This is a genomic window from Acinetobacter modestus, from assembly GCF_014636095.1.
Lineage (GTDB): Bacteria > Pseudomonadota > Gammaproteobacteria > Pseudomonadales > Moraxellaceae > Acinetobacter > Acinetobacter modestus.
Map to the genome: position 1 here is coordinate 1 of NZ_BMDV01000011.1, position 23326 is coordinate 23326.

The 23326-nt window shown below is 38.6% G+C and carries 21 protein-coding genes; 16 read left to right on the forward strand and 5 right to left on the reverse strand.

The window, feature by feature from the left end; all coding sequences use genetic code 11:
* The first annotated feature begins 225 nt into the window (after positions 1-225).
* Genes yfiR through yfiB form a run of 3 tightly spaced genes read left to right on the forward strand, consistent with a single transcriptional unit; the run spans position 226 to position 2455 of the window.
* Complete coding sequence (gene yfiR, locus IEV17_RS16110) at positions 226-738, forward strand: regulatory sequestration protein YfiR (RefSeq protein ID WP_473828915.1); 513 nt, start codon at positions 226-228, stop codon at positions 736-738.
* A 5-nt stretch (positions 739-743) separates the two neighbouring features.
* Entirely contained in the window at positions 744-1967 is a 1224-nt protein-coding gene (gene dgcN, locus IEV17_RS16115) for a diguanylate cyclase DgcN/YfiN (protein WP_004660481.1), read from the forward strand.
* Between the two features lie 8 nt (positions 1968-1975).
* Complete coding sequence (gene yfiB / locus IEV17_RS16120; protein ID WP_004660479.1) at positions 1976-2455, forward strand: outer membrane lipoprotein YfiB; 480 nt, start codon at positions 1976-1978, stop codon at positions 2453-2455.
* 48 nt (positions 2456-2503) lie between these two features.
* Here yfiB and IEV17_RS16125 read toward each other — a convergent pair whose 3' ends face one another.
* Positions 2504-3514 (reverse strand): metallophosphoesterase, encoded by a 1011-nt coding sequence (locus IEV17_RS16125; protein ID WP_004660478.1) that lies wholly within the window; start codon positions 3512-3514, stop codon positions 2504-2506.
* A gap of 168 nt (positions 3515-3682) precedes the next feature.
* Here IEV17_RS16125 and IEV17_RS16130 point away from each other — a divergent pair, with 168 nt between their 5' ends.
* Positions 3683-5248, forward strand: a complete 1566-nt coding sequence (locus IEV17_RS16130; protein WP_427832716.1) for a phospholipase D family protein — start codon at positions 3683-3685, stop codon at positions 5246-5248.
* Positions 5249-5264: 16 nt separating this feature from the next.
* On the opposite strand, the gene IEV17_RS16135 is transcribed toward IEV17_RS16130, so the two are convergent.
* On the reverse strand, positions 5265-6077 hold the full coding sequence (locus IEV17_RS16135; RefSeq protein ID WP_004660475.1) for a lysophospholipid acyltransferase family protein: 813 nt from the start codon (positions 6075-6077) through the stop codon (positions 5265-5267).
* Between the two features lie 186 nt (positions 6078-6263).
* Here IEV17_RS16135 and IEV17_RS16140 point away from each other — a divergent pair, with 186 nt between their 5' ends.
* The 6 genes from IEV17_RS16140 to IEV17_RS16165 all read left to right on the forward strand — a co-directional run bounded on the left by IEV17_RS16140 (position 6264) and on the right by IEV17_RS16165 (position 10111).
* Entirely contained in the window at positions 6264-6407 is a 144-nt protein-coding gene (locus tag IEV17_RS16140) for a hypothetical protein (protein WP_155757109.1), read from the forward strand.
* Between the two features lie 74 nt (positions 6408-6481).
* Positions 6482-7810 (forward strand): ribosome rescue GTPase HflX, encoded by a 1329-nt coding sequence (gene hflX, locus IEV17_RS16145; protein ID WP_004660472.1) that lies wholly within the window; start codon positions 6482-6484, stop codon positions 7808-7810.
* 43 nt (positions 7811-7853) lie between these two features.
* Positions 7854-8216: a hypothetical protein gene (locus IEV17_RS16150; RefSeq protein ID WP_004660470.1), complete on the forward strand. Its 363-nt coding sequence runs from the start codon at positions 7854-7856 to the stop codon at positions 8214-8216.
* Between the two features lie 12 nt (positions 8217-8228).
* The gene (locus IEV17_RS16155; protein WP_004660468.1) at positions 8229-8897 is read left to right on the forward strand and encodes an LrgB family protein; all 669 of its coding nucleotides are present in this window, start codon (positions 8229-8231) and stop codon (positions 8895-8897) included.
* Positions 8898-8983: 86 nt separating this feature from the next.
* On the forward strand, positions 8984-9427 hold the full coding sequence (locus IEV17_RS16160; RefSeq protein ID WP_161794032.1) for a DUF2147 domain-containing protein: 444 nt from the start codon (positions 8984-8986) through the stop codon (positions 9425-9427).
* A gap of 237 nt (positions 9428-9664) precedes the next feature.
* Positions 9665-10111, forward strand: a complete 447-nt coding sequence (locus IEV17_RS16165) for a DUF2147 domain-containing protein (RefSeq protein ID WP_004660464.1) — start codon at positions 9665-9667, stop codon at positions 10109-10111.
* Between the two features lie 59 nt (positions 10112-10170).
* Here IEV17_RS16165 and IEV17_RS16170 read toward each other — a convergent pair whose 3' ends face one another.
* Complete coding sequence (locus IEV17_RS16170; protein ID WP_004660463.1) at positions 10171-12354, reverse strand: carboxy terminal-processing peptidase; 2184 nt, start codon at positions 12352-12354, stop codon at positions 10171-10173.
* 239 nt (positions 12355-12593) lie between these two features.
* Between IEV17_RS16170 and nagZ the strand changes: the two genes are divergently transcribed.
* Positions 12594-13613, forward strand: a complete 1020-nt coding sequence (gene nagZ, locus IEV17_RS16175; RefSeq protein WP_004660462.1) for a beta-N-acetylhexosaminidase — start codon at positions 12594-12596, stop codon at positions 13611-13613.
* 134 nt (positions 13614-13747) lie between these two features.
* The gene (locus IEV17_RS16180; protein WP_004660461.1) at positions 13748-14590 is read left to right on the forward strand and encodes a class I SAM-dependent methyltransferase; all 843 of its coding nucleotides are present in this window, start codon (positions 13748-13750) and stop codon (positions 14588-14590) included.
* 62 nt (positions 14591-14652) lie between these two features.
* Here the strand turns inward: IEV17_RS16180 and IEV17_RS16185 are convergent, their stop codons facing one another.
* A complete protein-coding gene (locus IEV17_RS16185) occupies positions 14653-15963 on the reverse strand; it encodes an alpha/beta fold hydrolase (protein WP_004660460.1) in 1311 nt (436 codons plus the stop codon).
* Positions 15964-16307: 344 nt separating this feature from the next.
* On the opposite strand from IEV17_RS16185, the gene IEV17_RS16190 reads away from it, so the two are divergent.
* The 3 genes from IEV17_RS16190 (at position 16308) to pta (ending at position 21216) form a co-directional block, all read left to right on the forward strand.
* On the forward strand, positions 16308-17573 hold the full coding sequence (locus tag IEV17_RS16190) for a glutamate-5-semialdehyde dehydrogenase (protein ID WP_004660459.1): 1266 nt from the start codon (positions 16308-16310) through the stop codon (positions 17571-17573).
* Positions 17574-17871: 298 nt separating this feature from the next.
* A complete protein-coding gene (locus IEV17_RS16195; protein ID WP_004660458.1) occupies positions 17872-19047 on the forward strand; it encodes an acetate/propionate family kinase in 1176 nt (391 codons plus the stop codon).
* Between the two features lie 33 nt (positions 19048-19080).
* Positions 19081-21216, forward strand: a complete 2136-nt coding sequence (gene pta / locus IEV17_RS16200; RefSeq protein WP_004660457.1) for a phosphate acetyltransferase — start codon at positions 19081-19083, stop codon at positions 21214-21216.
* A gap of 67 nt (positions 21217-21283) precedes the next feature.
* Here the strand turns inward: pta and IEV17_RS16205 are convergent, their stop codons facing one another.
* Positions 21284-22189 (reverse strand): DMT family transporter, encoded by a 906-nt coding sequence (locus tag IEV17_RS16205; protein WP_004660456.1) that lies wholly within the window; start codon positions 22187-22189, stop codon positions 21284-21286.
* A 183-nt stretch (positions 22190-22372) separates the two neighbouring features.
* Here IEV17_RS16205 and IEV17_RS16210 point away from each other — a divergent pair, with 183 nt between their 5' ends.
* Positions 22373-23233, forward strand: coding sequence for a helix-turn-helix transcriptional regulator (locus tag IEV17_RS16210; RefSeq protein ID WP_004660454.1), 861 nt, complete (start codon positions 22373-22375; stop codon positions 23231-23233).
* Positions 23234-23326: the final 93 nt, after the last annotated feature.

Here is a 23326-nt window from a genome sequence, read left to right on the forward strand (position 1 = left end):
ATCCTTGTTTCTCAACAAGTTTTTATCTGCATCACCGCCGATGGATGTGCATTCTACAGCATTCCCAAACCAATACAACCCCCTTTCTTAATCTTTTTATTTAAATGAACATTTTTTAGACTGATCAGTTACTTTTTATCTATTTTCTTTGTCGATAAGAACTTTTTTTAAACAATTAAGTTAAGTAGAATATGTCTCTTGCTTCACATTTTTTGGCATTTTTGATTGAAAATACGGTTTATTAGTAAAAAAGTACAATTACTGTTGCTTTTAGCGTCGATCGCTACAAGCCAGATTTGTTACGCCATTTCAAATCATAATTTTTATGAATTAGCATTAACCATATTGAGTTATAGCAAGTGGTCGAATACATCTCGCCCAATTATTTGTGTAATAGATAATGCTGAGGCTTCGAATCAATTTCAGTCCAATATTAAACAACTTGGATATGACTATCAGGTGCAGGCTGTTAATTCAAAAGATTTTCAAAAAACAGAATGTCATGTGGTGTATTTCTCAACAACAACACCGCAACAACAACAAAACTTGATTCAAGCTTATCCATCGCGTTCATTGCTGTCATTAAGTATTAATAATCCAGCATGTGAAATCGGCAGTATTTTCTGCTTATACAACAAAAAGACCTCTTCTACATTTAAAGTAAATCTAGATGCTTTGAGTTACTCCAAAGTTCATATCGACCCCCGAGTCTTAATCTTGGCGAAGAATACGGAGTAATTAAAGTGATTTCGAATTTATATCAATCTACTTCGCTACATGCTTTATTCCGTAAATCTCAATTTACGATTTTTGCAATTACTTTTTTAATTTGCTCTTGTACTTTTGCAACAATTTCCATGTTTACCATGGAAACTTATGCTAAACAGAATTTGCAACTATTAAGTCAAACCGTACTTGAACGTATTCAACCTGCTGTCGTTTTTAAAGATAAAGGTGCTATTGATCAAATCTTAGCTGACTATACAACCGATCATGCTATTCGCAGTATTCATGTGTATGACCCAGAACATCAATTATTAGCAGAAAGTACTAAGCAAATAGCGCATACCTCATTTTTACAGAGCATATTAGATCGTTGGTTCTTGCACGACCCAATTAAACTTATTGTGATGCATCATAAGAAAAAAGTTGGTGAATTGGTTTTATATGGTAGTTCTGAAAACATTTTACATTTTTTAAAGACCATCATTATTGGCCTAGCCATATCAATGTTTTTTATCGTGATTGCACTTTTATGGTCCGTTAATCTTACCTATCGCCAAATCATGCAAGCGATCAAACCATTAACCCATATCGCTCAATTAGTGAGTGATCAGAAAGCTTACAACTTACGCTTCCCCAATAACCATATTAAAGAGTTTCAAAATCTGAATACGGTATTTAATGAGCTCTTAGAAGAAATACAAGTTTGGCATACTCATTTACAGAAAGAGAATCTCCAACTTTCATTTCAAGCTCACCATGATCAGCTCACAGGTTTACCTAATCGACACTATTTTTATGAAGAATTACTCAATATTTTTAAAAATAAGCAATTTCGTCACAATTCTGCGCTGATTTTCATAGATAATAATAAGTTTAAAGCAATTAATGATCATTATGGTCATCTTGCTGGCGATGCGGTATTAAGAGAAATGGCAAATCGATTAATGCAGTCTGTCAGACAAGAAGACTTTATTGCTCGTTTGGGTGGTGATGAATTCGCAATCATTTTGCATACCATCCATCATTCTGATTACTTACAAACAATCGCTGAAGGTTTACTAGCAAGTTGTGATGAGCCTTTGGATTTTAACGGTCAACTTATCCATTTTAGCTTTAGTTTAGGGATTGCATTTTCACAGTTTGCAGACAATCCAGATGATTTAGTCATGCAAGCAGATCAAGCAATGTATAAAGCTAAAAATTTAAATCCACATTGGTTTCTTTATAAACCAGAAATTTAGGACATGTTATGCGCGCTCACACTTTTAAGATCTCCTTTGTAGCATTACTCTGCCTAACATTGGCTGGCTGTTTAAGTTTTGGTCCTTTGAAATATCGTCAAGTCAAAATGCTAAAAAAAGAAGGTTTCGTTTTAACAGAAGAAGGCTGGAGTCTGGGTCTGCCTGAACGTTTACTTTTCGACTTTAATAAAGCAGATATTAAACCTGAAAATCAAAGAGAAATCGTTCGTCTTGCCAATCAACTAAACAAATATGATCTGCAAAAATTAAAAGTTGTGGGTCACACTGATGATATTGGTAATCCTGAATATAACCAGAAATTATCTGAAGAACGTGCTCAAAGTGTTTCTTCGATTTTTATTCATCAGGGTTTCAAACCAAATAATGTCACTGTGATTGGTCGCGGTGCAAGCCAACCTTTCGTGCCAAATACATCTGATGAGAATCGCGCGAATAACCGCCGAGTTACGATTATTATTATTCCTTAACTTGTAATTTTTTAAAAAAGCCAACTTTAAATAGTTGGCTTTTTTAATTTATATGAGTTCAATAATATCAATCGTCGGTGGAACTCGAAATCGAAATGGAACGCCAACCATTCCAGTTCCCACCGTTACAAATACATCAGCGTGTTCATGTGTATAAAAACCTTTTTTGTGCCCCAAGATAGACACTTTTTTCATAATATACGTTGTAATCCAAGGAAGTTCTATTTGCCCTCCATGTGTATGACCAGCCAGCATTAATGGTCGTGTAGGTAATGCCGGCACCATATCTACTGTATCAGGGTTATGAGATAAAATGAGCCATGGTTTATCTTGTGGTAAGTCTGGCATAAATCGCATATTTGCTTTACCCGCCCATAAATCACCAATTCCAATTAAGCGAAACTCATCAAAATCGATAATCTGGCCTTCTATATCAATCACATTATTCTGCTCTAATGCATCTTTTAATAATGTCTGTATAGGTGGACCAGGATACTGCTCATCATGGTTACCGGGGACAGAATATACAGGGGCATGAATTTGTTTTAGTACTGAGAGTTCTTGAATCAAGCGATTCTCAGGTTCATAAGTCCAATCACCTGCAACCACCACAATATCTGGTTTAGCTTCATTTAACTTTTTAACAATGCTTTTTAATTGACGTTCATGACCAGAAAACAATCCCACATGCATATCTGCAATTAAGGCCACTTTAACAGGTTGGATAAAATCACGATCTGGATTTAAACGGTATTGATGATGGTTAATATGAACCATATGTGGTTCAATAAATCGTGCATAAATCAATATGCTCGTTAGAAGAAAAACAAAAATACTCTCATGTAAACTGTAAAACTCAGACCAACCTGCATACAAGGTAAAAAACCAGAGAGGAACTAATAAATAAGAAAGATAAAATGCTGCTAGATGGACAAAAGCTTTAAAAGGATGAATCGTTTCAGTTCTTGCTTGATGAATCCATGCCTGAGCGAATGCCCACAAGGCTAAAACAATAAAAATAATATAAAAAACTAATATAACTGTGTCTGAATTCGACATTACCACTCTCATTAATCTGACATTAGGGCATACATCGCATCTCATATTTATAATTTTTGATGAAATGCTATACTCAAGTCCAACTTTTAATCAGTAAAGATTATGACGCAATTTTCTCATCTAAATCGCAAACATACAAAAATAAGTACAACTACTTACAATAAAAGTATGCTTGCGATTTATTGTAGTATTGCGATCGCAATCACAGGATGCAGCACACTACCTAAACATAAAATAGAGCCAATACAACAATCTAACATTCAACAATTAGAAATAAATCAGACAACTTTGGCTCAGATCATTCAGCCTTTAGAACAACAAAATCCTGGATTGACTGGTTATCACGTTTTATTTGAACCCCTAGAAGCGTTAGCAGCACGACTACGTTTAATTGATAAGGCAGAGAAAACCTTAGATTTGCAATATTATATTTGGGACAATGACAAAGTAGGTGCTCTTGCTTTGCATGCGCTGATTCGCGCAGCAGATCGTGGTGTCAAAGTGCGATTACTTATTGATGATAACAATGCAAAAAAAACTGAAGGAATCTTCTTAGCTCTAGCACAGCATCCAAATATTGAAGTTAAATTATTCAATCCCTATCGTTTTCGCAAATACCGTGCGCTTGATATGGTTTTAGACTTAAAACGTATCAACCGCAGAATGCATAACAAAAGTTTTATTGCAGACCAACAAGTTGCCTTGATTGGTGGACGTAATATGACGAATCAATACTACAACGTGAGTGATAACTATCAGTTTTCTGATGTCGATGTGATGTTGGTGGGCAAAGCAGTCAATGACATTTCACAGTCTTTTGACGAATACTGGAATCATAGTTACGCCTACGATGTAAGGGAAATTGTCAATCAAAATGCTCATCGCTTAAGCTATGAGAGCCTAAAACAGCAACTTGATGAGCATTATAAGAGAGCAACGGTACAGAATTATCTTGATTTGACGGGCAACTCACAGGCAATTGATTCAATTATCAGTCGGGATATTCCTTTAAATTGGGTAAAAGCTGAGGTTGTAAAAGACTCTCCTGACAAAATTAAATCAAAAGCAAAAAAACAGGAACACCTTAATTTCCAATTGATTAATCATTTAGAACAACCTGAAAAAAATATTGACCTCATCTCAGCTTACTTTGTCCCTGAAAAAAAGGGGGCTAAAATTCTCAATGATCTTGCAAAAGATGGAATCGAAGTTCGAGTGCTCACAAACTCATTTCAGGCAAACGATGTCGCTGTTGTTCATGCATTTTATGGAAAATATCGTCAGGATTTACTGGAACATGGTGTACAGCTATATGAGTTTCTTCCAGCATTAAATAAAAATGATCTCGATAAACATACCGAAGAACTCGCGAAGAAAGCAAAAGTAAATATCAAAGGACTAAGCCGTTCCAGTTTACATGCCAAACTGATGGCGCTAGATGAAAAGCAAGTTTTTATTGGCTCATTTAATTTTGATCCACGCTCTGCCTATCTGAACACTGAAATTGGCGTGCTTTTAGATAGCCCACCTTTAGCGCAGGCTGTTCATGCGACTATGGACCAAAACCTAAGTAAATATGCCTATAAATTAGTGTTAGATGCCAATAAAAAAATTACATGGCGACGTGAAACACCACAAGGTCCTGTCATCTACACGAAAGAACCTCGAATGAAATGGTGGCAAAAGGCAGGAATGAAAATTATTTCATGGCTGCCAATTGAAGGCTTTATGTAATTTAAAGCGAGTGTTGTTATGGCAGAGTATTTAAAACTTTGCTTTGTAACTCAAGCAGCCCTGCTCGCATTTGACGATCAACTTCTTTAGTTAAGCTATCTACCGTATGGCCTGTTACAGGAATTGCAGGTAGGGTCAATAAATGTGCGGTAACTTTTGGCATTTCTAAAACACGTTGCACATGTTCTGCAAAAGACATTTCACCAATAAATGGTGCGACTAGATCTAATTCATCTTGCTGATTGACATAGCAAATCACACAAATTTGAACTGGACGTTGCGCGTCAATCGCAGCACCCAATAAGCGCCCATGTACTTTTTTGACCTGACGACCATCTGTGGTTGTGGCTTCTGGAAAGAACAAAACTGGAATATCTTGTTTTAAAAATTCTGTAATTTGTTCTTTTATTCGGATTGAGTCACCAGAACCACGCTTAATAAATAAGGTTCCACCGCCTTTTGCTAGATTACCCAAAATAGGCCATTTTTCGACTTCTGCTTTTGCCAAGAAGAAAATACGTGCTCCAGAGCCAAGTACAGCAACATCTAACCAAGAAATATGATTACTCACCCAAAGCGCTGGTTCTCGTGGAATAGTGCCATGAATCTGCACTTCGATATTAAAAACTTCACATAAACGGCGGCAAAAATACTGAACATAACGCGTATTCGTTGGATTATTCGGGTCTTTGTATAAACCGTGTCGATAAATGAGATAAAAACCTTCACCAATTGTTTCTAGACCTGAGGCTAATTTTTTACTATACAAGCTCAATTTAGAGATTAAATTTAATGGTGTGTTATTTGCTGCTGTTGCTTCTTGAGTCATAAATCATTAAAACCGTACGCATGTATGCACATTGCATTGAACTAGCTCACTTATATCATGCCCGTATCTATTTATAAAAGTTACCACCATGAGAAAAAACGAATGTGAATATAATTATTTTCAATTTTAAAAGGTTTTTTAAATTAAATATCATAAATAAATCGAATTAATAAATTAAGAGGTCATATGATGAATCCTCAACACACAACATCTCATAATCAAGTGAATATTCCTTATGGCTATGCTTTAAGAATGTTTTTGGGCTGGTCAATTTTATATATCGGCACACTCGTTGGTTTTATCAAACTTATTCACCATCATGTCATATAAATCCATGAAGCCTTTGCCCTTTGCTTGAAGTTTATTCTAGAATAAGGCTTCAATACTCAGGATATGATAACAGCGTGGAATTTTTTGAGCGGCAACAAGGTGGTGAACGAGCAATTTTAGTCAGTGTTTCTGTGCAGTTACTCGATGACCTTGATGCTGAAGAGTTTCGATTGCTCGCTCAATCCGCTGGTGCTGAAATTCTTGAACATATTTCTGTACAAAGAAATAAACCAGACCCTAAATTTTTTATTGGCTCAGGTAAAGTTGATGAAATCGCAGAATTAGTTCAGCAGCTAGAAGCTGAATTGGTCATCTTTGATCACTCTCTTTCACCAGCTCAAGAACGTAATTTAGAAAGAATCTTAAAATGTCGTGTGATTGATCGTACAGGTCTTATTTTAGACATTTTCGCACTCCGCGCACGGACACATGAAGGTAAATTACAGGTCGAGCTCGCACAGCTCAAACATTTATCTACCCGTTTAATTCGTGGTTTTACAGGTAATTTAGAACAACAAAAAGGTGGTATTGGCCTACGTGGTCCTGGTGAATCACAACTTGAAACTGACCGCCGACTCATCAAAGTACGTATTACCCAACTGAAAGACAAATTGGTTAAAGTTCAACAGACTCGATTACAAGGTCGTGCCGCACGTCAAAAAGCAGCAATTCCAACGATTTCTTTGGTTGGTTATACCAATGCTGGTAAATCGACACTGTTTAATATTTTAGCCCAAAGTGATGTCTATGCAGCAGACCAACTTTTTGCAACACTCGATCCAACCTTACGTCGTCTAGAATGGGATGGTATTGGTACTGTCGTACTCGCAGATACAGTTGGATTTGTGAGAAATTTACAGCATGATTTGGTTGAATCTTTCAAAGCTACTTTAGAAGAAACACTAGAAGCGACCTTACTTCTGCATGTAATTGATAGCAGTAGCCCTAACATGCCTGAACAAATCGAAGCAGTAGAATCTGTGCTGAAAGAAATTGGAGCCGATGCACCGATTCTTCATGTTTACAATAAAATTGATCTCAGCGGTGATACGGCAAAAATTATTTATAAGGCAGCAGATTTACCTGATCGTGTTTATGTTTCTGCGCATTCTCGGCAGGGATTGGATTTACTAAGCCAAGCTGTTCAACAATGCCTCATGGGACAGTTACAACATTTCGACTTAGTTCTCAAACCCGCTTACGGTAAACTACGCACACAACTTTATACACTCAATGTCATTCAAACTGAACAATATGATGAGCAAGGTGATTTGCATTTATCAGTTTGTATTGCTCCACAAAAATTGCATCAACTGATCAAACAAGCACATCTACCATTAGATGAAATTCTTGGAAACCAAGCAGCTTTATTTCACAGGCCTTTGGAAGAATTTGAAAAGTAAGCATCAATGTAATAATCGTTCATAAGTGAGAGTTAGAAAAAAGATGAAAGAAATTGATTGGACAGCTTGGTTTTGCACGATTCTATTAATTATTGTATTTCGTGAAGGCGCTGTTGCTATTACCACAGTCTTTCATCATCCAGAATTAGGTAATCTTGTCGGGCTGATCAGCTTACTTGCAACTTTATTAATTTGGAGAAGATTCAGAAAAATCTCCAATCGTCTTATAGATACCAACAACAAAATCATGAAAGAAAGTGCTTTTGCATTTTTGCCAATCTGTGCTGGCTCTTTGATCATGTTGGTGCATTTAGGCAAAGAAATTCCAATCTTTTTATTTGTCTTAACACTGAGTACTTTATTGCCATTGTGGATTTACGCCAAAATGGCGAAACGCTGGTTATAGGAGTTCATGAATATGTTGATGGTTATATATGGATTCGTGATTACCTTAATCAGTTATCTCATCGCAAAACCTTTAAACAAAAAAATTCCACAGATTCCATTAATTGTTTTTGCGATGTTTATCGTGATTGGACTACTCGCAATTTTGGGTATTCCTTATGAACATTACATGAATAATGTGAATAGTATATTTAATCATTTACTTGGCTACGTTACTGTGGCTTTAGCCATTCCTTTAGCTGCGATGCGTTATGATGATTTGCCAATTAAATCAATGATTGGCATTTTGTGTTTTGCAAGTATCAGTGCAGTTGCATTACCGATGGGACTTGCATATTTATTACACATGTCAGAACCAACAATTATGGCTTTTGCGACCCGAGCTGTAACGACGCCTATTGCTCTGAATATTGCCACACTATTACACGCTCCTCTGATGATGGTGTCACTGATTGTGATTTTATCTGGAGTCATTGGCGCCGCATTTTCTCCGTGGATTTTAAAACATATCCATGATGAACGGGCTTCAGGCTTAGCTTTAGGTTTGGCTGCTCATGCAATTGGTACAGCACAAGCATGGCAGCGAGGCCCTGTTACAGGTCGTTATGCTGCTTTTGGTATGGCTGTGAATGGTGTATTTACTGCTATATGGCTACCCACTTTTATTTTGTCTCTTTCTTAATTTGTCACACAGATGTCAATTAATATTGAACTAGTTGTCAAAAATCCTACATAATGAAAGTTCAAACGTTAAAAGGATTTTTAATGATGGGCAAACAATTATTAGGCGCGTTGATTCTCTCTGCGGTAAGCAGTTTTAGCTTTGCAGAAGATATTACAGGTATGTGGCAAAGTATCGATGACAAAACTGGTGCACCAAAAGCTTTGGTTGAAATTCGTCAAGAAGCGAACGGTACTTATGCGGGTAAGATTGTAAAGATTACTCCACGAGCAGGTTACACACCTAAAGAAATATGTGTGGACTGTCCTGCACCATATACCAACAAACCAATTTTAGGCTTAGATGTTATGACAGGCTTAAAACATGGTGAAGGAATTAACTACGTTAATGGACGTATCCTAGATCCGAATACAGGTAAAGTTTATAGTATGAAAGCAAAATTAAGTTCAAATGGTAAACGTTTACACTTACGTGGCTATCTTGGGATATCTGCATTAGGTCGTAATCAGATCTGGATTCGCGCAGAATAAAATTTTAGAGCTATCAATTGCGCCAGCCATCTCCGTATTTGATCAAATTGATCACGGTTTAGCACTATAAAACACCTTTTTTTCGTTCCGAATGAAAGGTGTTTTTTCTTAAAAATTAAAAAAAATTCATTGAAATTTCAATTATTAAAAAAATACACAAATGTAAAATAATGATTGAATGTGTTATTAGAAATCCGAAATAATAGAGAGACAATAATAGTGGCTGAGTAGCTTAACATGTACACAAAACTGATTACGTTTTTCTTCTTATTTAGTCTTAGCCATCTGACTTTTGCACAGGATATTATAGGTACTTGGCAAAGTATTGATGATCTAACTGGAGCACCCAAAGGGCAAGTTGAAATCACCCAAGAAGCCGATGGGACATATATTGGTAAAATCACTAAAATTACGCCACGCACAGGTTATATACCAAAAGAATTTTGTACGGGCTGCCCTGCTCCTTACACCAACAAACCTATCCTCGGTTTGACTGTTATCACCAAGTTAAAGCATAAAAAAGACTTATCTTATTCTGGTGGCAAAATCTTAGATCCAAACAGTGGTCGTATTTATAGTCTTGCAGCAAAAGTAAGTAATAATGGACAACGTTTACACTTACGGGGATATGTAGGCGTATCAGTATTAGGTCGTAGTCAAATCTGGATTCGTGTGAATAACTGAATCTAATTAATAAAAAAGCCCTCAATTTGAGGGCTTTTTTATATTTCTATAACTATAGTTTAATGACTTTGCAACTTTGCGTAGTCAATCAAAACATTTGCAGCTTCTGTAATAAAGGTTTCTTCTTCTGGCAATGCTGGTCGTGCATAAGCTTTCATTTTGGCACGTGACTCAATTAATGCATCAATCGAAGCCTGATAGCTTTCCCAGTTGGCATAAGGTGCCTGACCTGTCGCTATACGACGCTGATTTTCAGCATTGAGGGTTTGCTTTTCTAAATCAATTAGCTCAGCCCGACGTTGAGCAATATCTAACTCAACTTTCTTCTGATCAGAACTTTTTTGTGCGATCAGTTTTCGAGCTTCTAAATAATTAAATTGTGAATCAGCTTTCACCCGCTGCTCAGAAGATTGGGTAAGTTTAGCAATATACGGTTGTACAGAACCTTCGCGCTTGAAAGGTGCTGTTGGAATGGTGTCCCATTTCAATGCATTTTTAGCTTTACGCTCACCAAACTCCTCATTGTAAATATCAACAAGTTTGATATCAGGAATCACGCCTTTGTTCTGCGTACTTCCACCCGTGACACGATAGAATTTACGTTGAGTTAGTGTTGCCTGACCATGTGCTAAGGAGTCTAATTGAACTTGAGCGGTGCCTTTTCCTGTCGTAGTACTACCAATGATAATACCGCGCTCATAATCTTGGATTGCAGCAGAATAAATCTCACTCGCAGACGCAGATGCTAAGTTAACGAGCACAGCCATTGGCCCAGCATAAATTTGCTCTCCGCCATCAGTATCTTCAAAAACATTCACATTGCCATTGCCATCCCGAATTTGTACGACTGGACCAGACTTAATCACCTGACCCAGCATACGAGCAACCTCTTCTAATGAACCACCTGGGTCATTACGTAAATCAACCAGAACACCTTCTACTTTCTGTGCTTTGAGCGATTCAAATGCTTTTGCTGTATCTTCAGAAACTGAACGATATTCTGTACCAGCTCGACGTGAACGATAATCAAAATAGAAAGATGGGATTTCAATCACACCGAAAAGATGTTTTTTTCCATCACGTGTAATTTCAACTGTACGTGAGCGAACACCCGCATCCTCTTCCTGAATCACATCTCGAACTAAACTCACATTACGTGCTTGGCTCATCGAAGCACCCGCACCGAGTAAGCGAACCGTTACCTTAGTTCCACGCTTACCACGAATCAATCCAACAATTTCTGAACTCGACCAACCAATGACATCAATCATTTTTTCGCCATCTTGGGCAACGCCAATGATTCGATCTCCTGATTTGATTTGACCAGATTTACTCGCTGGCCCACCTTCAACAATGGTTTCAATCTTGGTGTAATCTTCATTGCCTCGTTCTGGGCGAATAGATACCCCAATGCCTTCAAGTTGCAATGTGGTCTGGCGATTTAACTCCATCGCATCAATAGGAGGATAATAATTACTATGTGGATCGTAGGTTGCCAACATTGCATTTAATGTTTTATCTAAAACATCATCGCTCTTTACACGACCAATACGTTCAAGCTGGCGCGTATAACGTTTTGTCAGCGTTTGTACTGGTGTTAAATCCTCTGGACCAGTTAAATCCTGACCATTTGCAAGAGATGGATCTGCTTTCAAAGCTTTTTGCTTCGCCTGCTCTTCTTCTTTGCTAATCGTTAAATTAATTAGCTGAGACACCAACATTCTCTGCCAATGTGCTTGTTGCTCGGCAGAAGTCTGAAAATAAGGCGCTTTTTCGCGATCAATATCAAGGTACACACCTTTTTGCTGTAAATTTTGTGGCTTCTTCAATTCAGCCAACATAAATTCGTAGAACTGTTTCAAGCGTTCACGATATTGGGCATGAATCGCAAAAGGTCCCGTCAGGTTTCCTGCTTTTAATGAGCTACCAAAGTTTGAACCATATTTATTTTTATATTCTGAAACTTCACTGCTCAGAAATAATGAATGATCTGGATCTAAGCTGTCCAAATACATATCTAGAATACGATTTGATGTCGCAGCATCTAAACGCATATTCAGATAATGCTGACGATCAACTAATGTTGCCAACTGACGTGCGACCAATGCTTGTTCTTGTGATGGCTTGATCACGGTTGAAACAACAGGAGCTTCCGTTGCCGCAAATGCCTCATTCATTGTATGAGAAAAAAATAAACCACCAGTCGCGATTGCAACTGCACACGCTATCATTTGAAGTTTCATAAAATTTTGGTACTTCCTTGGATATGGCAATTATTACATGCTAGTACGATCAATATGAACATATTTCATTCAATATTTTTACCAAACTGTAGTACAGGTTAATCATTATAAATAAATGACCAACAAGCACTTATCATCAATATCATGTAGTTTTATCATATTCTGTACTGACAAAATGTAGCAAATCATTGCACAATTTAGCTATCGCTTTTTTACATCAAAATTCAAATGGAATCTATATGATCGGCGCATTGATGCTAGACGTTGCTAGCACAGAACTTACTCAAGAAGATATTGAACTATTACAAGCTCCGCAAGTCGGTGGCATGATTTTATTTGCACGAAATATTGAGTCTCCTCAACAAGTTCGCGCTTTAACTGATCATATGCGCCAAGTCCGTCCAGATATTCTGATTGCTGTCGATCAAGAAGGTGGGCGTGTTCAACGTTTAAGACAAGGCTTCACCTTGTTACCTGCAATGGGGCGACTTGGTGAACATTATGTACATCATCCCGAACAAGCAATTGAGTTAGCCCAACAGTGTGGTTGGTTAATGGCAACTGAAGTTCTCGCTGTAGGTATCGATTTTAGTTTTGCTCCAGTCCTAGATCTCAATGATATTAGTGATGTGATTGGTGATCGAAGCTTTGCTAAAAATATGCAAGACATCGTGCCACTGGCTGATGCCTTTATGCGTGGAATGAAACAAGCAGGTATGGCAACAACTGGAAAACATTTCCCTGGACATGGTTCTGTAAAAGCTGATTCACATGTCGCTGCGGCGATTGATAGTCGCTCATATCAAGAAATTTATGACAAAGATATGCAAAGCTTTATCAAATTAATGCCTCAACTTGATGCTTTAATGCCTGCGCATGTGATTTATGATCAAGTCGATCCAAATCCGGCTGGCTTTTCTTCATTCTGGCTGCAAAATATCTTACGCCAGCAGTTCAAATTTGACGGCGTTTTGTTCTCTGATGATCTCAGTATGCAAGCCGCATGTGTTGCTGGTGGTGCTGATGCACGTATTCAAGCGGCATTAAATGCGGGTTGTGATATGGGATTAGTGTGTAATGATCGAATAGCAGCATGTACAGCTTTAGATGGCATTCAAAAATTGGCTTTACCAAATCAACAACGTCTAGAGCGTATGCGCGGTAAAATTCCAAACATCCAAATAGGTTCAACACTAAATTTAGATGAAAGTTGGCAGAACGTAAAAAAAGTCATTGAAGACTTTAAGAATTCGTTTTAACTTGCCAATAAGCAAAAGATGATTTAACACACCATCTCTAATTGACCTATTTGAAAATGAATAGGTCAATTTCCTCGCGCAAATGGGTTGTGCATGGGAACACAATAAAATGAAAAAAATTGAGTCTAGGACAGATGACACAACAACTTTCGAAACACCGCCATATTTCATTTACTGCACACTATACCGGCTATATTTGGTATCAAATGGGCATTTCCCACCCTGCATTAGCGACAACTAAAGGAAAAACACTAGCAGCCTTAGTCCATCCAATTGAAAGTTGGGCAGAAAAGTATGTTGGTGGAAGTATGCGAACAACGTTGAAACAACGCCATACCATGCTTGATACGCATTTAGAGCAATTGATTCAGCAATATCCAAACCTACAAGTACTTGAAATTGCATGTGGCTTATCGCCACGAGGTTGGTGGTTTAGACAGCATCACCCAGACATTTGCTATCGTGAACTTGACTTACCAGATATGGCCGCAACAAAACAAGCAGCATTACAACAAATTGAACCACATGTTGATGATGTCCTATCCGTTGATTTATTTACAGAAGCATTTGCAAACGTATTTAAAGTCTTTGACCCTAAACGACCTTTAGTGATTATTAGTGAAGGCTTAATTAACTACTTTGAAAAACCCCTACTTCAGCAACTTATTCAAGCAATTGCGATCTATGGCCGTGACTTCAAAGAACTTCATTATTTAACCGATCTTTATCCCGAACCCACTCAAAATAAATTAGCAACCATTATCTGGAATAGTAGTCGTTTATTGAAATTAATGTCACGCAGCGCTTTTAGCTTCCACTTTAAGACACCAGCAGAGGTAGAGAATTTTTTTCATGAAGCTGGTTTTAAGCAAGTTGAAGTACTTCAACCTAAAGAGTTCTTTGAACAAACACGTTTAGAGAACAAGGAACAGCATCTCGGTGATCTTGTTTGGATGATTCAAGCGACCAATAAATAAAAGTCAAAAAAAAAGAGAAGTGAATTCAAAACACTTCTCTCTTAAAATTCTATTGAAAATAATTAAATTTGTTTCTGACGCTCAATAAAACGAGACAAACGATCCGCAACGTCGAAACTACCGTGTTTAAACAAGATACGTAAACCCTGTTCGGTTGCCTCAAATGTTAAACATTCTATTTTAAACTCACCTTCTTCATCAGCTAAATGTAAGGCTAAATCTCGTGGATGCTGGCTAACAAAATCAAGCTGATCCAAATGATCAAGTTTTAGGTACACACCAAAGAACGTAATATCTACAATCTTGACTGCTACTTCGGTATCTGAATGTCGATGTGATAATTTAGTGTCTGGTTTTAAAACAGGGATACGTTCCTCACCACGACGCTCAATATTTTTCATCTGTTCGCGGTTCATTGGAATAATACCATCAAGATTGTCGATGGATTCTCCCTTTAAAAACGTAGTAAAAAGCGTCATCGTTTCTTTGCGGCGTTGTAATTGTGGAACATGGTCTGCATTAGCAATCAATGCAAATTCCATATTATTACATTGCAAAGCAAAGTCTGCATTTTCATGTGGCAAAGTAAAGCTATCGTACTGCCCCGCTGCAACTAGAGTTTTACACTGCGCAACAGGTACATTGCTTAAACGGAGTAGTCGATTGCAATTAATCTCGTAACGCTCACGTTCAGTTGCAGTAAACTCTGCCATCTGTCTAAAAAATAAACGTTTTGCCGTTGGAGACATACGAGTTTTATCAAGCTTCGCATGATTCACAAGATACAAAATAACTGCTTGCCCAAACTCCTCCATACGATCTTCACGCATCAAGTGTAAAGATTCCTCGAGCAGCATACGCCAGCTTTTACGGGTTTTTTGCATCACACCCATCAAGACCATGCGATCAATCAGTTCAGGACGTTGGTGTGCAAATGAAGATGCAACAACTGAACCCAATGACATACCCATGACCGAAACTTTATCAATCCCAACAATATCAAGCCATTGGCCCAACATTTTTGATAAATCTGGTAATTCAAGAATTCCAGCTGACTCGCCTGTGTCCACATTTCGAATCTGCTGATTTGCGCCCATTGATGGTAAATCAATCAATATGACAGGCCCACTCTCAAAGAGTTGCTCAACACAATACTTATAAGAGTTAAAATTTTGAAATGCGCCCCCGACAATTACAATTGGCGTGTTGTAGATCGTCTTAGGATCTGCAATTGCCATATATTCAATTTTCCAACCATCTATCCATGTAGTACGCGCTGGTTGTTTAAAACTGTTTTTATTGTATATGTCGAAAAAACCAAACCCTGTGTAGGTATGGTTTAAATCCGAGTCCATTTGGATTATGGAATTCATATCCTTCCTCCATCCTTGTTTATTTTTTTGCTGTAATTAGTCTCATTTTTAGTGAGTTCTAGTTACAAGTTAACAAATTTATAAAATTTGTATTACATTTATCCTATACATTTTTCATTCTATACAAATGCATGATTTATACGCAATCATTTCCTTAACCACTTATCTTGTTTAGATCAATAATATTTTGCAAAATATGTAATCAGCTTGTAAATTTAATTTTAAATCAAAAGAACTACTCAAAATTTACAATCTATAATTTTTTGAATTGTCAGTTCAGCCTATTCATTGTTCAGCATTTGACTGTTACTATCATTATAAATATATGCAATCGTCAAAATGCTATGCAAGATTCTATTCAAAACTATATGCAACAGGTTGGTACTCAGGCACGTCAAGCGTCTCGTATCTTAATGAGCGCATCAACGCATCTAAAGAACCATGCTCTGTCTGCAATTTATACTGCTTTAGAAAATAATCAAGCACAAATTTTGGCAGCCAATCAAATTGATATGCAAAATGGTCACCAACGTCAATTAGATTCTGCCCTCCTTGATCGTCTTGAACTCACTCCTGCTCGCTTTAAAGGCATGCTACAAGGGTTAAAAGATGTTATCGCACTTGTTGACCCAATCGGGGAAATTACGGATTTAGCTTACCGTCCATCGGGTATCCAACTGGGTAAAATGCGGGTTCCTTTAGGTGTGATCGGCATGATCTACGAATCGAGACCGAATGTTACGCTTGAAGCCGCATCATTAGCACTAAAGTCAGGAAATGCCATTATTCTACGCGGCGGTTCAGAAGCGATTGAATCGAATAAAGCAATTGCAATCGCAATTCAACACGGTTTACAAATTGCCGGCTTACCTGAACATGCTGTTCAAGTGATTGACACACCTGACCGCGCAGCAGTAGGTCATTTAATCACAATGACTGAATTTGTAGACGTCATTATTCCTCGTGGCGGTAAAAGCTTGATTGAACGTGTAACGAATGAAGCACGTATTCCTGTGATTAAGCATTTAGATGGCAATTGCCATGTTTTTGTTGAAGCACAAGCAGATTTACAAAAAGCATTACCAATTGCGCTCAACTCAAAAACACATCGTTATGGCGTATGCAATGCGATGGAAACATTACTTGTTGATGAAGCAATTGCAGAAGATTTCCTTCCAAGTATTGCTGAACTATACGCAGATAAACAAGTTGAACTAAGAGGTTGTGCGGAAACACAACGTATCTTAGGTGAGTCTGTTAAAACGGCCACTGAAGAAGATTGGTACACTGAATATTTAGGTCCTATCCTTGCAATCAAAGTTGTTACAGGTATGGATGAAGCAATCGAACATATTAATAAATATGGTTCTCATCATACCGATGCGATTATTACTGAAAACTTTAGTCTAGCACGTGAGTTTCTCGCACGAGTTGATTCAAGTTCAGTCATGATCAATGCTTCAACCCGCTTTGCTGATGGCTTTGAGTATGGTCTAGGTGCAGAAATAGGAATTTCAACAGACAAAATTCATGCGCGTGGCCCAGTTGGTCTGGAAGGTCTAACTTCTCAGAAATGGATCGTATTTGGTGATGGTCAAATACGCCAATAAGGCATGTACATCCAAGTAAAGCTCTGCACGATAAAGCTCATTTATTTAATCTTTATCGTGTTTTTCACATATTTTCATACAAAAACACTGATCAAAATAAACAGATTCATCCTAAGAAGTTTCTATTTACACTCTATAATCATTAGATTCAATTATAAATCAGTTGTATAGGCTAAAGTCTATCTTCGCCAATATGACAACCCATGTTAAAACATTGCACGTGATTGCTCTGCTCGACACGTTGCAGCAAGATCAAAAGTGTTCGTCATAAAATTCAAAATTTGTTAGGTGTTCAAACGTGGCTAAATCTGTACTTGTAATTAACTGTGGTTCATCTTCAATCAAATACGCGCTTATCTCAGAACGCCGTGAAGATCGTATTTATGGATTAGCAGAAAACTTAGGTTCTGCTGAAGCGCGTATCAAAGGCGTTACGATTGGTGGTGAGCCACTTGAACTTTCGATTCCACATGCAGATCACGCCAAAGCACTTGAGACTCTTCTTGCACGTTTAGCGAACTACAATCCACAAGCGATTGGTCATCGTGTTGTTCATGGTGGCAATTTAACCAAAGCAGAACTATTAACACCTGAAATTGTAAGCCGCATCGAAGCTGCAACACCACTTGCACCTTTGCACAATCCTGCACATTTGATTGGGATTGAAGCAACCATGCGTTTGTTCCCTGAATTACCTCAGGTTGCTGTATTTGACACTGCATTCCATCAAACCATGCCTGAACATGCGTATCGTTATGCTTTACCGCAAAATTTATATACTGAACACCATGTCCGCCGCTATGGTTTCCATGGAACAAGCCACGCTTATGTTACTGAGCGTGCGAGTGAACTTGCTGGTGCAAAAAATCAAGGGGGCTGGCTCAGTGCTCACCTAGGCAATGGTAGTTCAACTTGTGCCGTTTGGAATGGTCAAAGTCTTGATACTTCTATGGGCATGACTCCATTAGAAGGTGTAGTGATGGGAACACGTAGTGGCGATGTTGACCCAAGCCTACATTTATTCCTTGCAAGTAATTTAGGCTGGAGTATCCAGAAAATTGACAGTATGTTGAATAAAGAAAGTGGCTTGCTTGGCTTATCTGGCCTTTCAAACGATATGCGTACTTTAGTTGAAGCTTCGGGTAATGGTCATGAAGGGGCAACACTTGCGATTGAAGTATTCTGCTATCGTTTAGCAAAATCATTATCTGCTTTGAGCTGTGGTTTGCCTCGTTTAGATGGTTTAGTTTTCACGGGCGGAATCGGTGAAAACTCAGCTTATGTTCGTGAAAAAACCTTGGCTTATCTACCACACTTTGGTTTGCAATTTAGTGCAGAAAAAAATAATGCTTTAGCACGCGGCACTGAAGGTCGAATCGATAATGGCACAGGTCCACAGATTTGGGTTGTACCTACAGACGAAGAAGGACGCATTGCGAAAGAAACGCGTCAAGTCGTTGAACAGCTCGCTTAATTCACAAAAATTTAGATAAATTTTAAGGTTCTTATGAATACGATTTTACTGATTCCAACAGGTGAAGGGGTTGGTCTTACATCTGCCTGTTTAGGAATGATCTACGCTTTAGACTGTAAAGGGATTAATGCTGGTTTTCTTAAACCATTTTCTCAATTAGCAGATTCAACCGTTGATCGCACTGCAACACTTTATCGTCATTTATTTCAACATCAGTCTGTTGAACCAATTGCTTATGAAAAGCTCACCCAGCTTCTTGGTTTAGGCGAAACAGATGAGCTACTCGAAGAAGCTGTTGCACTGCATCGTAAAATCTCAGCCAATCACGATGTGATTATTGTAGAAGGTCTTGTACCCAATGGACAAGATCACTTTGCCAGTGAAATTAATGCCGCACTCGCACAAGCACTCGATGCCCAAGTCGTTTTGGTCAGCACAGCGGATTTAGCTGACCCACGTAAAACAGCCGAAAAAGTCGATGCACATTTGCGTCAATTCGGAGGTGCTGCATCAGCGCGCACCACAGGTGTTTTATTTATGCGAACCAAGGGTCTCCCTGATGGTACAGCAGCAATTCCTGTCACACTTGATCCAAGTTTGCGTTTAGATAAGCAAATAGCTGAATTTTCAATACAATTACAACGTTACAATCGTTTTATTGGCACAAGTGAATTACCTATCATTGGTTTAGTGCCATTCAGTAATATTCTCAGCGTACCGCGTAGCTTAGATATTGCCACTGTTGTTAATGGTACTTGGTTAAATGAAGGTGAAGCAAAACAACGCCGTATTTTACATACCAGTTTGATCGCATCTGATATTGAAGCCGAATTACATAAATTTGTTGCTGGCGAACTCATCATTAGCGCATCTCAACGTACAGATGCCCTACTTGCAGCAAGTCTTGCAAGCAGTAATGGAATACCTTTGGCGGGTTTAGTTTTAACTGAACAGGCTGCTCCAGCCGCGAATATTTTAGAATTCTGCCAAGGTGCTATTAAACAAGGTCTACCAATTTTACACACTTCGCTAGACACATTAGAAACAGCACAACGCCTATATCATTTTGGCAATGAAATTCCCGTAGATGATATTGAACGTGCTGAACAAGTGACGCGTTTTGTTTCAAGCCATCTTGATAATAGTTGGCTCGATCAGCATACTCAGAACAACCTGAATCCACGATTATCTCCATCTGCATTCCGCTACGAGCTGGTACAAAAATCGATTGCTGCGAAAAAACGCATTGTACTACCTGAAGGTGATGAACCTCGTACTGTACAAGCCGCAGCGATTTGCCAATCACGTGGTATTGCTGAATGTATTTTATTAGCGAAACCTGAAGCTGTTGCTGAAGTTGCTAAAGCGCGTGGTATTCAACTTCCAGCTGATCTGCAAATTATTGATCCCGATAGTATTCGTGACCAATATATTGAACCTATGGTTGAATTACGCAAAGGTAAGCTAGATGCATTACAAGCAAAAGCACAGCTACAAGATACTGTAGTCCTTGGTACAATGATGTTGGCACTTGATCAAGTCGATGGCTTAGTATCTGGCGCAATTCATACCACTGCCAATACCGTTCGCCCTGCATTTCAATTGATTAAAACTGCCCCGAACTACTCATTAGTTTCATCAATCTTCTTTATGTTGTTGCCTGATGAAGTTTATGTCTACGGCGATTGTGCAATTAATCCAGATCCAAATGCTGAACAGCTTGCTGAAATTGCGATTCAATCTGCAGACTCTGCTAAAGCCTTTGGTCTTGATCCGCGTATTGCCATGATCAGTTATTCCACAGGCACGTCAGGCGCAGGTGCCGATGTTGAAAAAGTGGCTGAAGCAACCAAGATCGCCCAACAACGTCGTCCTGATTTACTGATTGATGGGCCTCTACAATACGATGCGGCTTCAGTTGAAAGCGTTGGGCGTCAAAAAGCACCTGAATCTAAAGTTGCGGGTCGTGCCAATGTATTTATTTTCCCTGATCTCAATACAGGTAACACCACCTATAAAGCAGTACAACGTGCAGCGAATGTGGTAAGTGTTGGCCCAATGCTGCAAGGTTTAAACAAGCCTGTGAATGACTTGTCTCGCGGTGCTTTGGTTGATGATATTGTATTTACGATTGCCTTAACGGCGATTCAGGCAAAGCAACAAGACTAAGCTCATATCATTATATTAAAGCCATTAACTCGGTCAAAAGTTAATGGCTTTTTTATTCATCCATTAATCAAGCATTTTTTGAAGAACTTATACGCTTTAACTGCGGAATTTTCACAAAGAAAATTGCATTACCACATAAAATTAAGATCACTCCGATCACAGCATTCATTTGCCAATGATAATCTTCCCAAACTGTCGAGATCAGCAAGGCAACTAAAGGAAATAACAAGGTACTATACGCGGCTTTGCCTGCCCCAATCCGTCCAACTAAATAGAAATAGGCAGTAAAACCAATCACTGAACCAAAGATGGCTAAATACAATAAAGCACTCACAGCACTGAATTGCATATTTGGAAAAAAGTTATCCTGTCTTAACCATGAAATCATAGCCATCAACAAAGAACCGTATAACATAGCAAATGCATTAGTCGTAAAGATATCCAGCCCATGTTTTTGATTACGCGTACTGATCATATTGCCCAAAGAGAAACCATAAGTGCCTAGGATACATAGTCCAATACCGATCAATGTATTGCGATTTAAAGTGGTGCCCACCACGTCATGCCAGAACAAGGCAATAATCCCAAGTACACCTAATAAGGCGGCAGGATAAAAGCGTGTCGACACCTGCTGGGCAAAGAGGAGTTTGGCGTTGATGGTATTAAAAATCACCGCCATGGAGAAGATCACTGCTTCCAAACCACTACTGATATATTGCACAGCATAGTAAAAACAGACGAAGTTAAAACCAAAAATACAGCAAGCCTGTAACATACAAAATAGATGATCTTTAGCCGCCAATTTCTGTAGCTTCCGACTTAAAGTGACAAAAGCAAATAACACTATGGCAGAAATAAAAAAACGCCAGAATACTGCGACACTGGCTGATATTCCACTTTGTTGCTGCAGACTAATCGCAATCCATGTTGTGCCCCAGATCACCACAACCAAAGCATATAACAGCGCATTCATATCATTAGAACCAAACTCAATTACCTCGACAGCTATTTTGCTGGTTTTATCGTAATCATTACTTGCATCATCTTGCGGTGATTATCATGGACTTGCGTTTTTCTAGGAAATTTTTGACCAGATGACAAAACTGGCTGAACGTTCTACACTAAACTGGATCATATTTGGCACTGCGTATAGAAGATGAAATATCAGATTCTAGATCAATTACAGCAATATAAAGCGCAATTGCTCGACTCGGTAGAACTGGGTTCGGGCATGCAGCTGGCCATGTGGCAAAATAACCAAGACCGTGTCAGCGTCTGTAGCAATCACCACACCTTGAGTATGTATATTCAGGGCGGTTATGAAAGCTATCAAAAAACCCAACAGGGCTGGCACAATGGCGGTGGCCCTGACCGTATGTGCCTGATGCCACAAGATTTCGAGTCGACTTGGGACCTACGTGATCCACTCACCTTCGTACATCTGTATTACACTGAACAACACTTACAACGGGTGGCAGAACAAGTCTGGGATCGTGAACCGAGTCAGATCATTTTAAATCCACAAATTTTTGTGGCTGACCCACAAATTTCGATGATCTATCGGCACTTTTTACTCAATGGTGCATGGCAAGATCGTGAAAACCATTTGCAGATGAGTACTGCAACAACGCTATTACTCAATCATCTGATCAAAAATTACAGTCATGCACAATGGCAAGCACCTGAAGTCAAAGGTGGACTGTCCCCTTATGTGCTTAAGCAGTTATTAGAATGGATTGACCAACATCTCCATTTGAGTTTGACCTTGTCTGATCTGGCTCAGCAAGCGCAACTCAGCGAGTATCATTTTGCGCATATGTTTAAACAATCGATGCAGATGCCACCACATCAATATGTGATGCAACGCCGTCTTGAGCGCGCCCATCAAGCACTAGAAAAAACCACAACGAATCTGACAGAGATAGCTGTGCAATATGGATTTAGCTCCAGCAGCCATTTTAGCCATCGCTTTAAGAAACAGTTTGGCTATAGTCCATCTCAACTGAGAAAAAACTAAAATCCACAGCGTATCTGTTGTTGATGCAATTTAGATCGAAGGCTCAGTTTAGACCTTTAGCCAAATCTAAGCTAAAACTCCCACATTCATCCC